The organism is Streptomyces canus (assembly GCF_001514145.1).
Lineage (GTDB): Bacteria > Actinomycetota > Actinomycetes > Streptomycetales > Streptomycetaceae > Streptomyces > Streptomyces canus.
In genome coordinates this window covers 592,323-604,729 of the sequence record NZ_KQ948657.1, presented here as the reverse complement: position 1 = coordinate 604,729, position 12,407 = coordinate 592,323, and the positions used below count along the sequence as shown (strand labels likewise).

The 12,407-nt window shown below is 72.8% G+C and carries 11 protein-coding genes; 4 read left to right on the top strand and 7 right to left on the bottom strand.

What is annotated here, in order from left to right; translation table 11 throughout:
* Nucleotides 1–45 precede the first annotated feature (45 nt).
* The gene (locus AQJ46_RS07620) at nt 46–936 is read right to left on the bottom strand and encodes a sigma factor-like helix-turn-helix DNA-binding protein (protein ID WP_059204843.1); all 891 of its coding nucleotides are present in this window, start codon (nt 934–936) and stop codon (nt 46–48) included.
* 53 nt (nt 937–989) lie between these two features.
* Here AQJ46_RS07620 and AQJ46_RS07615 point away from each other — a divergent pair, with 53 nt between their 5' ends.
* Complete coding sequence (locus tag AQJ46_RS07615) at nt 990–2,594, top strand: cell division protein PerM (RefSeq protein ID WP_059204842.1); 1,605 nt, start codon at nt 990–992, stop codon at nt 2,592–2,594.
* Between the two features lie 4 nt (nt 2,595–2,598).
* On the opposite strand, the gene AQJ46_RS07610 is transcribed toward AQJ46_RS07615, so the two are convergent.
* Entirely contained in the window at nt 2,599–3,390 is a 792-nt protein-coding gene (locus AQJ46_RS07610) for a hypothetical protein (protein ID WP_059204841.1), read from the bottom strand.
* A 282-nt stretch (nt 3,391–3,672) separates the two neighbouring features.
* Between AQJ46_RS07610 and purN the strand changes: the two genes are divergently transcribed.
* A complete protein-coding gene (gene purN / locus AQJ46_RS07605; protein ID WP_059204840.1) occupies nt 3,673–4,320 on the top strand; it encodes a phosphoribosylglycinamide formyltransferase in 648 nt (215 codons plus the stop codon).
* Nucleotides 4,317–5,891 (top strand): bifunctional phosphoribosylaminoimidazolecarboxamide formyltransferase/IMP cyclohydrolase, encoded by a 1,575-nt coding sequence (gene purH / locus AQJ46_RS07600; protein ID WP_057607815.1) that lies wholly within the window; start codon nt 4,317–4,319, stop codon nt 5,889–5,891. The genes purN and purH overlap by 4 nt, the downstream gene beginning before the upstream one ends.
* 26 nt (nt 5,892–5,917) lie before the next feature.
* On the opposite strand, the gene AQJ46_RS07595 is transcribed toward purH, so the two are convergent.
* The 5 genes from AQJ46_RS07595 to AQJ46_RS07575 form a co-directional block, all read right to left on the bottom strand.
* Nucleotides 5,918–7,582, bottom strand: coding sequence for a serine/threonine-protein kinase (locus tag AQJ46_RS07595; protein WP_059204839.1), 1,665 nt, complete (start codon nt 7,580–7,582; stop codon nt 5,918–5,920).
* Between the two features lie 182 nt (nt 7,583–7,764).
* A complete protein-coding gene (locus AQJ46_RS07590) occupies nt 7,765–8,037 on the bottom strand; it encodes a hypothetical protein (RefSeq protein ID WP_059204838.1) in 273 nt (90 codons plus the stop codon).
* Nucleotides 8,038–8,137: 100 nt separating this feature from the next.
* A complete protein-coding gene (locus AQJ46_RS07585; RefSeq protein ID WP_059204837.1) occupies nt 8,138–9,676 on the bottom strand; it encodes a serine/threonine protein kinase in 1,539 nt (512 codons plus the stop codon).
* Nucleotides 9,673–10,413 carry an FHA domain-containing protein gene (locus tag AQJ46_RS07580; protein WP_059204836.1) on the bottom strand — a complete coding sequence of 247 codons (741 nt, stop codon included), beginning with the start codon at nt 10,411–10,413 and terminating at the stop codon, nt 9,673–9,675. Before AQJ46_RS07580 ends, AQJ46_RS07585 begins: the two co-directional genes overlap by 4 nt.
* 140 nt (nt 10,414–10,553) lie before the next feature.
* Nucleotides 10,554–11,198 (bottom strand): RDD family protein, encoded by a 645-nt coding sequence (locus AQJ46_RS07575; RefSeq protein ID WP_059204835.1) that lies wholly within the window; start codon nt 11,196–11,198, stop codon nt 10,554–10,556.
* Nucleotides 11,199–11,438: 240 nt separating this feature from the next.
* Here AQJ46_RS07575 and AQJ46_RS07570 point away from each other — a divergent pair, with 240 nt between their 5' ends.
* Complete coding sequence (locus tag AQJ46_RS07570; RefSeq protein WP_059204834.1) at nt 11,439–12,293, top strand: bifunctional methylenetetrahydrofolate dehydrogenase/methenyltetrahydrofolate cyclohydrolase; 855 nt, start codon at nt 11,439–11,441, stop codon at nt 12,291–12,293.
* The last annotated feature ends 114 nt before the right edge of the window (nt 12,294–12,407 follow it).

Here is a 12,407-nt window from a genome sequence, read left to right as displayed (position 1 = left end):
ACGGGGGTGCCGGTCCGGTTGTCGGGCGCGACCGGCCCCCCGCAGTCAACGATCGACCGGTACCAGCCTCTCCGGACCGCTCGCCGTCTCCTCCCGCAGCTTCTTCCGCAGTTTCGTCTCCGCCTGCGACAGTGCCCCCGGCGCCACCGGCGCCGGCACCCCCTGCACCTCCGACCCCGGCGCGATCGGCGGCTCGTAATGCGTCGGAGCCGTCCGGATCGTGAGCGCCGTCGTGCCGATCAGCGCCACCGTGAACGCGATCGCGGCCCTGGTCCACAAGCGTGCCAGGCGCTCACTCCCGATCCTCACCGCGGGCGGCTGCGCGGCACGCAACCGCTCCCTGGAGGCCAGCGAGACCAGGCGGTCGTGCAGGTCGGACGGGTCGGCCAGGTCGGGAAGCCGTGCCGCGATCGCCGCGCGCGCGTTCATCAGCCGGTTCGCCGTCGCCGGGGTGCTCGCCTCCGTCTCCGCCGCCGTCTCCGGGAGATCGAGGCCCACACCGTCGTACAGCAGGAGGGTGCGCCGCTGTGACGGCGGGAGTTCCATGAGGACGGCCATCAGCGCGCGGTCGGACGGGTCGGCGACGGGTTCCTCGGGGCTGCGGTGGCGGGGGCGGAAACGGTGCCAGGGAGAGAGGGCGTACTCGTACGTCATGATCCGTACCCAGCCCGCCGGGTCCCGGTCCACCGCCACCTCGGGCCAGCGCTGCCAGGCGAGTTGGAAGGCCCGCTCGACCGACTCGCGGGCCAGCTCACGGCGGCCGGTGAGCAGGTACGCCTGCCGGACGAGCGCGGGGGCGCAGAACGCGTACAGCGCGTCGAAGGCCTGAGCGGGTGTCAGGGGGGTGGCAGGGAGCTCCTCGTGCTCCTGCTGAGGAACCGTCACAAGGCGCCCCTTCGTACGAAAAAGTACATAGATGTATATTGAGCGACACATCGGAGGTTCGCCTGTTACGACGGGAAAGCGCGTGTCGTTGGGAGCATGGCGGCGTGATCCAGACGACCGCTCGCCGAACCTCGTTCTCGCCCCTGCTCGCCCGCTTGCGCGACCGAACGCCCGGCTTGGCCGCCGGCCTCCTGGGCGGTGCGGTGGCCGCCGGGCTGGGGCTCGGTTCGTCCGCCGTGCTCGTGATCATGCTGTGGATCAGCTCGCCGTATCCCGACAGCGGCCCGGGCGGCGCGCTGCACGTGGCCACGGCGCTGTGGCTGCTCGCGCACGGGGTCGAGCTGGTCCGGACGGACACGCTCTCCGGGGTTCCGGCGCCCGTGGGCGTCACCCCGTTGCTGTTGCCGGCGCTGCCGTTGTGGCTGGTGCACCGGGCGGCGCGGGACGCGGCCTCGGAGGACGAGGAGTCGCCGGCGGCTTCCGGGCGGACCGCATGGGCGGGGGTCGTGCTCGGGTACCTTCCGGTCGCCGCGGCCGCCGCACTCTACGCGTCCGGCGGGGCGCTGAGGCCTTCCTGGGTGTGGACGTGCGTGTGCCTGCCGGTCCTCGTCATGGGCGCGGCCGGCGTGGGGGTCTGGACGGCGTACGGCCGTCCCTCCGACGCCGTGGACGGAGAGCTGGTGCTGCTGCCCCCGGCGATGCGGCGGCTTGTCCTCGGGGCGGACGCCCGGGCCCGGCTCGCTGTGGCGGCGCGCGCCGCGGGGGCCGGGATCTCCGTGGTCATCGGGGGTGGGGCAGCGCTGCTGGGGGTGTCGCTGGTGGCGCACGGCGCGGCGACGCGGGCCTCCTTTCTGCACCTCACGGAGGGCTGGTCGGGACGGTTCGCCGTCCTGCTGCTGTGTCTGACACTGGTGCCGAACGCCGTCGTGTGGGCGGCGGGGTACGCCGTCGGACCCGGGTTCGTCCTCGGTGCGGGGCATGTGGTGGGGCCACTGTCCTCGGACCCTGCGCCGACGCTGCCCTCGTTCCCGCTGCTGGCCGCGGTGCCGGAGGCGGGGCCCGGGGGGCCGGCGCACTGGGCGGCGGGGGCCGTCCCGTTGGTGGCCGGGGCGGTGGTGGGGTGGTTCGTGGGGCGGGCCTCGGCCGCGGGGTGGTCGCGGGGGCGGACGGCGGGCGCGGTGTGCTGGGCGGCGGTGCTGTGCGCCGGGGCGGTCGCCGCGCTGGCCGTGCCGGCCGGCGGGCCGCTGGGGGTGGGAACGCTGGCCCGGCTCGGGCCGGTGTGGTGGCAGGTGGGCGGAGCAGTGGTGGGCTGGATCGTGGGGGTGGGACTTCCGGTTGCGTTGGCGGTACGGGCCTGGCGGGGCCGCTCGCGAGGCGGGCCGCGGCAGTGGGTGCCGGTGCCCAGGCTCTCGCCGCGCAAGGCGACAGGCGGGGCTGAGACCGCCCCTGGGGCCGTCCCCGGGACCGCTCCTGCGGCCGTCCCCGTGGAGGCGAGCGGCCCGCAGGACGACACCTGCAACCAGCAGGACACCTACGAGCCGTACGACGTCCTGCCCGCCGCGCCCCAGGCGGGGCCGGTGCCTTCGGCGACGCCCTGGTACGACGACCCGGCGCACGAGACCCGCTGGGCGGCCTTGAAGGAGGCGTCCACGCCGCCGGAGGAAGCACCGCCGGAGGAATCCCCGGAGAAGCCCCCGCCCACCGACTGACGCGTCAGCTGCTCTCGCCCAGCAGCCCCCGGAGGTTCTTCGGAAGCAGGTCCGTGCACGACTGCTTCGCCTGGTTGGTGAGCGCGTCGTTCGTGCAGGTGTAGTAGTCGTCGTAGACGAGCCGCGCGGTGAAAACCCCCGCCACCAGGGTGATGGCCAGAGAGGCGGTGACCAGGCCGCTCACCGCCGCGGTGGTCTGGGGGCGGGCGGACTGGGGCGGAACGGGGGTGTCGGGATCCGGGGTGCGGGGCTTGGCGCGCAACGCGCTGATGCCCCAGTACAGGGCCAGGGCACCCAGGAGCAGGGCCAGATACAGCCAGCCGAAGAGGGCGAAGAAGAAGGCCCACATGCCGGAGAGCAGGGCGTAGCGGGCGCGGCGCTGAGCGGGGTCCATGGGGTCCCAGCGCGGGCCCGGACCCGCGTTGCCCTGGCCCTGCGGGCCGCCGCCGGGGCCGGCGCCCGGGCGATTACCGAAGCCGCCGTCGGAGCGGCCCGGCTGGCGGTCGCTCCACTGACTGCCCCACGGGGTGCGCCCTCGGGTGCCGTCGTCGTCCTGGCCGTCGTCCGAGCCCTCGGGGCGGCGCGGCTGCCACGGGCGGTCCGGGGTGCCCTCCGGCGGTGGGGCGAAGGGGTTGTCGTCCTCGGCCGCACCGCCCCGCCCCTTGCCGTTCTTCTTGTCGGAGGAAGGGGCGTCCGGCGGCGAGGCGGGCTGCTCCCGCAGCAGCATGCCGCTGCGCTCCCCTCCCTGCACCGACTGCGGGGGGAGCGTGAGGAGTCGCAGGCTGCGGTCCGACATCAAGTGAGCGTCTTCCCCTTGAAGGATGTAGCACGGCGTGGATGGAACGGTTCGGTGGGCCCGTCGGCGCGAGCCTCACCCGGTGAACGCACCGCGCACCACCCGCGTTCCCGGACCGGTCCCTCCCAGACGCTACCTTCCGGCCACGCCCCCGTCCCGTGGGGGCCTTCCGGTGTGCCGGTATCGTTGCTGACGTTCGGCCGCTTCGTAGACTTCCCCGTATCCCGGGGCTCGAAGCATTCGTACGACCGTACAAACGCTCCCCCGAGAAAGGGCCCCGCCGTGGCCGCCAAGCCCGTGGCCGAGCAGGCCAGGCCGGTCAAGCGACTGGTCGTGCTGGTCTCCGGATCCGGTACGAACCTACAGGCGCTCCTTGACGCCATCGAGACGACCGGCGCGGCGGCCTACGGTGCCGAGATCGTGGCCGTCGGGGCGGACCGCGACAATATCGAGGGGCTCGCGCGGGCCGAGCGGGCCGGGATTGCCACCTTCGTCCGCAAGGTCAAGGACTTCGAGACCCGCGAGGAGTGGGACACCGCCCTCGCCGAGGCCGTCTCCGCGTACGAACCGGACCTCGTGGTGTCCGCCGGGTTCATGAAGATCGTGGGGAAGGAGTTCCTCGCGCGCTTCGGCGGGCGGTTCGTGAACACCCACCCCGCGCTGCTGCCCAGTTTTCCGGGGGCCCACGGAGTGCGCGACGCGCTCGCGTACGGAGCCAGGGTCACCGGCTGCACCGTCCACTTCGTCGACGACGGCGTCGACACCGGACCGATCATCGCCCAGGGCGTGGTGGAGATCCGGGACGAGGACGACGAGAGCGCTCTGCACGAGCGCATCAAGGAAGTCGAGCGAAGGCTGCTCGTCGAGGTCGTGGGGCGGCTCGCCCGCAACGGCTATCGCATTGAGGGACGAAAGGTAGTTATCCAGTGACCGCCGAGAGCATCGAGAACGGCAAGCGGGCCATCCGTCGCGCGCTCGTCAGCGTCTACGACAAGACCGGGCTCGAAGAGCTTGCCCGCGGGCTGCACGAAGCCGGCGTCGAACTCGTCTCCACCGGGTCCACCGCGGGCCGTATCGCCGCCGCCGGCGTCCCCGTCACCAAGGTCGAGGAGCTCACCGGCTTCCCCGAGTGCCTGGACGGCCGCGTCAAGACCCTGCACCCGCGCGTGCACGCCGGCATCCTCGCCGACCTGCGGCTCGAGGACCACCGGCAGCAGCTGGCCGAGCTGGGCATCGAGCCCTTCGACCTGGTGGTCAGCAACCTCTACCCGTTCCGCGAGACCGTCGCCTCCGGTGCCACCCCCGACGAGTGCGTCGAGCAGATCGACATCGGCGGCCCGTCGATGGTCCGCGCGGCCGCCAAGAACCACCCGTCCGTCGCGATCGTCACGAGCCCCGCGCGGTACGGCGACGTCCTCGCCGCGGTCAAGGACGGCGGCTTCGACCTCACCACCCGCAAGCGGCTCGCCGCCGAGGCCTTCCGGCACACCGCCGAGTACGACATCGCGGTCGCCAGCTGGTTCGCCAGCTCCTACGCCCCCGTGGACGAGTCGCTCTTCCCCGACTTCCTCGGCGCCACCCTGGAGCGCCGCAACACCCTGCGCTACGGCGAGAACCCGCACCAGCCCGCCGCGCTCTACGTCGACGGCACGGGCGTCGGCCTCGCCGAGGCCGAGCAGCTGCACGGCAAGGAGATGTCGTACAACAACTACACGGACACGGACGCCGCGCGCCGCGCCGCGTACGACCACACCGAGCCGGCCGTCGCGATCATCAAGCACGCCAACCCCTGCGGTATCGCGGTCGGTTCGGACGTCGCCGAGGCGCACCGCAAGGCACACGCGTGTGACCCGCTGTCGGCCTTCGGCGGCGTCATCGCCGTCAACCGGCCGGTGAGCCGGGAGATGGCGGAGCAGGTCGCCGAGATCTTCACCGAGGTCATCGTCGCGCCCGACTACGAGGACGGCGCCCTCGAAGCCCTCGCCAAGAAGAAGAACATCCGGGTCCTGAAGGCCCCGGCCGCGCCCGCGCACCCCGCCGAGGTCAAGCCCATCGACGGCGGCGCGCTCCTCCAGGTCACCGACCGCCTCCAGGCCGAGGGCGACGACCCGGCGAACTGGACGCTGGCGACCGGCGACGCCCTGAGCGCGGACGAGCTCGGCGAGCTCGCCTTCGCCTGGCGGGCCTGCCGGGCCGTCAAGTCCAATGCCATCCTCCTCGCCAAGGACGGCGCGTCGGTCGGCGTCGGCATGGGGCAGGTCAACCGGGTCGACTCCGCGAAACTGGCCGTGGAGCGGGCCGGCGCCGAGCGCGCGCAGGGCTCGTACGCGGCCTCGGACGCCTTCTTCCCGTTCCCGGACGGCCTGGAGGTCCTCCTGGAAGCCGGTGTGAAGGCGGTCGTCCAGCCGGGCGGCTCGGTCCGTGACGAACTCGTCGTCGAGGCCGCGCAGAAGGCCGGCATCACGATGTACTTCACGGGGACGCGGCACTTCTTCCACTGACACTGACAACCGGCCCGAGGGCGGCGCTACGTCGAACTGCGCAGCGCCGCCCACGTGTTGGGCCCCACCTGGCCGTCCACTTCCAGCCCCTTGGCGCTCTGGAACTGCTTGACCGCCGACTGGGTGTCCTTGCCGAACTCACCGTCCACGCCCGAACCGCCCACGCTGTAGCCGCGCTTGGTGAGCATGCACTGCACCTGCACGACCCGCTGGCCCTTGTCGCCGTAGTCGGTGAGTTCGGTGCCGGAGTAGTAGGTGCAGCCGGAGATCCAGGCGGGGGTGGCCGGGGGCGCCGCGGTCTTGGTCACCGTGGCGGTGGGGGTGGGGGCGGTGCTGGTTCCACCGCCCGTGCCGCCGCCGTTTCGGGTGGCCGTCGCGGACGGAGTGCTGTCCGGCGCGCTGCTGCTCTCCTCGGGGGCGGCCGTCTGCGGCTCGCTCTTGTCCTTCTTCTTCTCGCCGGCGTCCTTGCCGGAGGGCGAGGCGGAGGCCCCGGTCGCGGAAGAGGCCGGTGCGGCGGAGGCGCTGACACTGCCGGAGCGCGTCGGGGCGGCGGCGGCCGGGGAGTCGAGGCCCGGACGGGTGAGCAGGAAGGCACCGACGGCCACGGCTCCGACGGCGATCCCCGCGACGGCGGCCAGGAGGGGCCTCCGCCGCCTACCGGAACCGGTGGCCGGTGCGGGGACCGGTGAGAGCACCGGCTCCGTGGGCGTGCGGAAGTGGGGGGACTGGCGGACGGGCACGCCCTCCAGCACCGCACATCCCTGCTGCCGGTCCAGGAGCCGGGCGGCCAGTGTGTCGTGCCAGTGGGACGCGCGGCCGTGCCCGGCGGCCGTGGCCGCGTCGATCAGCTGCCGCGGGGCGGGACGCCCGGCGGGGTCCTTGGCGAGACAGGCGGACAGCAGCGCGGCCAACGCGGGGTCCGCCTGGGCGAGTTCGGCCATGACCTCGGTGTCGGGTGCCTCGAAGGCGACCCGGTGCATGACGTCCACGCCGGTCCCGTCGCCGAAGGGGGCGTGACCGGTGGCGGCGTAGACGATGGTGCAGCCGAGGGAGAAGACGTCGGAGGCGGCGTCGCAGCGGCCCTCGCGCAGGTACTCGGGCGCCATGTACGCGGCCGTGCCGACCCGGTTGCCGGTCGTGGTGATCGCGCTGCTGTCGGCCGCGCGGGAGATGCCGAAGTCGATGACGTGCGTGCCCCGGGGGGACAGGATCACGTTGGACGGCTTGAGATCCCGGTGCACGACCCCGGCGGCGGCCAGCGCCGACAGGGCCTCCCCGAGTTCCGCGACCAGCCGCCACACCCCGGCCGGCTCCAGCAGCCCGCACTCGCGGACGGCCTCGGCGAGGTTGAGTCCGGGCAGGTACTCGGTGGCCATCCACAGCAGCGCGTCGTCGAATCCGGTGCCCAGCAGATGCGGTGCGCGCGGTGTGCGTACCCGGCCGTGCACGGCGGCCTCCCGCTCGAAGCGCCGCCGGAAGTCCTGGCCTTCGGCGTACTCGGGCCGGATCACCTTCACGGCGGCGAGTCCCGGGGCGTCGTCGGCACGCCGGGCCAGATAGACCCGGCCCATGCCGCCGCTGCCGAGCAGCCCGAGCGGGACGTAGGGTCCGATACGTCCGGGATCGGCGGGCAGCAGCGGGGCCGCGCCCGCCTGCCGCAGCGCGTCACCGGCCGCCGGTATGTCTGTCACGGTCCCCCCGACCTGCCTTTTCTTTCCTCAACGTGCTCTCACGTCACGCCAGTTGACTGAGGAGAGGCTAGCGCCCCGCTGCCGGGGAGTGCCGGGATACGGGGGAACGACGCCCGCGCATACGTGAGCGCGGTCTCCGGCCCTCCCCCGAAGGGGCCGGAGACCGCGCGGTCCGCGCCGGGTCAGGTGACCCGGGTGCCGTCGGGCTGGACGCCGGTGACGCGCGTGCCGTCGTGGTGGTAGCCGCCGGTCACCCGCGTGCCGTCCGGGGTGGAGAGATCCCGGTCGGCCGGCGCGGCCCAGTCGCGGTTGCCGTCCGTGACGACGGTCACGCGGGTGCCGTCCGGTGCGGTGCCCTCGCGCGAGTCCGGTACGGCCGCGGACGCGACCGCCGCGGAGCCGGCGACCAGTGCGCCGGCCGCGAGCAGCAGTGCGGCGGGCTTGATGATGTTCACGTCGATACCCCCAGGTGAACTTCGGTGGTGGTGCCGCCGAAGCGGCCTGCGCCCACCCTGCCGGTCCTCCCCTCGCGCGGGTACCTGAGAAGTCTCAGGGTCACATCGCGCCGGGCGGCGTGTACTCCTTGAGGTACTGCGCGATCCGCGCCGCGTAATCGCGGTACTTCGCGGGCACCCCGCCCGCGTCGTTCACCTTGTCGTACGACGTCCGGTAGGCGGCGGCGATCAGCACCCGGCGGTCGCCCGGCAGACCCGCGTCCAGGCGGGGCGCGATCCAGCACAGGTAACGGGCCATCGCCGGGATGGACTCGGCGGGCGGGAAGGGGGGTTGGGGCATGGTGTCGGCGGGTGTGCCGTCGGCGTTCATCCAGTACCGCAGCACCCTCGGCGTCCAACGGGCGATGCCGTACTCGTCGTTGGCCGGATCGGAGAGATCCGGGTCGAAGTTGCTCTCCGCCTTCAGCATGGCGGCGATCAGAGCCGGAGTGACGTCCTCCTGCGCGCAGTCGTGCGCCGACTCGACGATCAGTACCCGGTAGGGGGCCGGGACGCCTTTGTCGGTACGGAGTTCGGCGGCGCCGTAGGTCGCGGGTGAGACGGTCGCCGGTGCGGACGCGTCGCCGGCGGGGCCGTTGTCGTCGGAGGTCCAGTCGCTGATGCCGTAACCGAGCGCGGCCAGTGCGCCGGCGGCGAGCACGGCCGCCGTGATCGTCGTACGACGGAGGCGGCGCGCGAGGGACGGGCGGGGGGAGCGGGCGGTTCCGGCCGCCGTCTCCACGCGGCGCAACAGCGGCTCGACGGTGACGCGCTCGGCGTGCGTGCGGGTGAGGCAGTCGCGGATGATCTCCCGCCAGTCGTCGGGGAGTTCGGGCGACAGCCGCAGGTCGTCGGTGCCGCGGGCGTAGGCGGCGGCCGCGTCCCGGCGGGCCGTCGGGGTGCCGCCGGGCAGCGGGAAGGTGTCGGTGAGGACCAGGTGTGCGAGGACGCCGAAGGCCCAGACGTCGGCGGAGGGGCGGATCCGGCGGCCGCGTTCGCCGATCTCCGCCCACAGGAGTTCCGGCGGGGTGTAGTCGGGTGTGGAGAAGGCGGGGGTGTAGGCGTGGGTGCCCTCCAGTTCCGCGGCCATGTTGAAGTCGGCGAGCCGGGCCGAACCGTCCTCCATCAGCAGGACGTTGGCGGGCTTCAGATCGCCATGCACCCAGTTCGCGCGGTGCAGCTGGGCCAGTCCCTCGCAGATCTGGGCGAGCAGGGCGGGGCCGGACGGCGGACGGGGCTGTGTGGCCAGCAGGGCCGACAGGGAGGTCTGCGCCTTCTCCAGTACGAGGACGGTGGCGCCGTCCAGCTCCGGGCGCTCGGGATCGTCGACGACGAGGGTGTCGTACATCCGGATCAGACGGGGGCGTCTGAGCCTGCGGTACAACTGCACCTCGCGCTCCACGAGTTCCCGCAGATGGGTGAGCCGGCGGGGCGTCCCGGTGCCGGTCGGCAGGAACTTCAGGGCGGCCGTCGCGGGCTGCCCGTCCCGCCGCCGGCCCTCGTACACGCTCCCGAAGGCGCCCGTGGCGATCGGTTCGCGCACCTCCCAGCCGCCCACCCGGTAGCCCCGGGGGACCGGCACGGCGTACGGCTCGGTCACCGGGCCGCCCCGCCGGAACCCGTCAGCACCACCAGGTCCTCCTCGCGGACCAGGTCGAAGCGGAGCGCCAGGGAGACCAGAGACTCCTTCTTGCCGTTCAGCCGCGGGCCCGGGTCGGCCTCCTCCGGGCCGGGCTTCAGGCGCAGCTTCACCGCCAGGTAGTCGATGTTCCACTGCACCGAAGTGCGGGAGGCGGCCGCCCAGTGGGGGCGCAGCCGCTCGACCACCTGGTCCACGGTGGGCAGCGGAGCGTGCGGTTCGCCGCGCAAGCGGGGCTCGCACAGGGCGGCCAGGACCGCGAAGTACCGCTTGGTCCGGTCGACGGAGAAGGCGGGCGCGGTGGTCGTCCCCTCCATGTCGCCGTCGGCGCGCAGATAGTCGTGGCGCGGCGCCCACACGTCGATGGCGATCAGGTCGCCCGCGGCCGGCAGCACGATCCGCGAGAACTCGAAGGGGACCGGCGCCTCCAGGCGCCCCGGCCCGACCTTGATGTGTTCGCCCGCGCCCTCCGGGTTCTCCACGACGTACGTCTGGCGTCCGGACAGGTTGCTCAGCGCCCAGAACGCGCCCTGCGCGGTGATCTCGCCGGCTCTTCGGGACACCCCCTCATGGGGGATCCGCACCGCGCAGGCGGCGCCGCGTCCGAAGGTCAGCCGCTCGCCCGGGGCGAGTCGCAGCTGCTGTGGCGTAGTCCGGTCCTCCGTGGTCGGCGGAGGTACCACGATGATGCTGTACACGGTCCGTCTCCCCGTCCCCGCGTGTCTACGAGCCAGGGTGGGTGACGCCCCGGGGCCGTGTCACGACGTGACACGGCCCCGGGGGAAGTATGGCGAGAAGGCGACGTGGCGATCCGCCGCCGATTGTGGTGAAGCGGTGCTCAGTTCGTCCGGATGACGATGGACGAGCAGACCTTGTCGGCGAAGGTCTGACGCTTGGCGTCCCAGGCCGGCCACAGCCAGCCGAGGTAGCACGCGAGGCTGTCCAGGAAGTGCGCGAGACGGCGGACGAAGGCCATGCCGACGCCGAGGGGCTGTCCGTCGCTCTCCCGCACCAGGCGGATGCCGAGCGCCTTCTTGCCGAGCGTCTGGCCGGTACGGCCCTCCATGATCAGCAGCCAGATCGCGATGCCGATGATGCCGAGGTAGCCGATGATCACCAGGGCCGCCGTCTTGTTGGCCGCTCCGACGCCCACGATGATGTACGGGACCACGAACACGAGCATGTCGACCAGGGTGCCGAGGAAGCGCTGGCCCCAGTTCGCGTACGGGGGCTGCGCGCCGTAGCCCGGCTGCTGCGGGTAGCCGTAGGCGGAGGCCGGGACCTGCGGCGCCTGCGGGTAGCCGTAGCCAGGCTGCTGGGGGTATCCCTGCTGTGGCGGTACGCCCTGGGGAGCCTGCTGCGGGTATCCGTAACCGGGCTGCTGCTGCGGCGGCTGCTGGGGGTAGCCGTAACCGGGCTGCTGCTGGGGGTTCTGGGGGTTCTGCGGCTGCTCGTAAGGGTTGTTGGGCGAGCCGAAACTCATGATGATCCTCCGTGGGCCAAGCTGGGGACAATGCGGACTGCGCGGAGGAACGTCACGGTCTGAGCGGTTTGCCCCCCGAACATCAACCGCGATACTGCGCCAGACATCGTTCTAGGCAGGTGTGTTGTTGTCCACCCTCATTCGGTATGTGTTGTGCAAGTGCAACCTCGCCGATCTTGAGCGGGCCAATGGTGGAACCCGGATTGGAACCGGGGCCGGGTCATCCGCGAGGATGGGGACATGACCGCCCAGATTCTCGATGGCAAGGCCACCGCAGCCGCGATCAAGTCCGATCTGACCGCCCGCGTGGCGGCGCTGAAGGAGAAGGGCGTCACGCCCGGCCTCGGCACGATCCTCGTCGGGAGCGACCCCGGCAGCCAGAAGTACGTCGCCGGCAAGCACCGGGACTGTGCGGAGGTCGGCATCGCCTCCATCCAGCGTGAACTGCCCGAGACGGCCACGCAGGAGGAGATCGAGGCGGTCGTCCGCGAGCTGAACGACGACCCGGAGTGCACCGGTTACATCGTCCAGCTGCCGCTGCCCAAGGGCATCGACGAGAACCGCATCCTCGAACTCATGGACCCGGGCAAGGACGCGGACGGACTGCACCCGATGAACCTCGGGCGGCTGGTCCTCAACGAGCCGGCGCCCCTGCCGTGCACGCCGAACGGTGTGCTGACGCTGTTGCGCCGGTACGGCGTCGAGATCAAGGGCGCGGAGGTGGTGGTCGTCGGCCGTGGCGTGACGATCGGCCGCTCGATGCCGCTGCTGCTCACCCGGCGCAGTGAGAACGCGACGGTGACCCAGTGCCACACCGGCACCCGTGACCTGTCCTCGCACCTCAAGCGCGCGGACATCATCGTCGCCGCCGCCGGTTCCGCGCACCTGATCCGTCCCGAGGACGTGAAGCCGGGCGCCGCCGTTCTCGACGTCGGCGTCTCCCGCAACGCCGAGGGCAAGATCGTCGGCGACGTCCACCCCGGCGTCGCCGAGGTCGCCGGCTTCCTCTCCCCGAACCCCGGCGGCGTCGGCCCGATGACCCGCGCCCAGCTGCTCGTCAACGTGGTCGAGGCGGCGGAGCGCAGTGTCGGCTGAGGCGCGGGGCCCCGAGAAGCGGGGCTCCCGGGAGGCGGGCGCACCGTCGGCCGAGGCGGGCGGGTCGCGGACGGCGGGTGTGGATGCGGCCGAGACGCAGGGTCACCGGGAGGC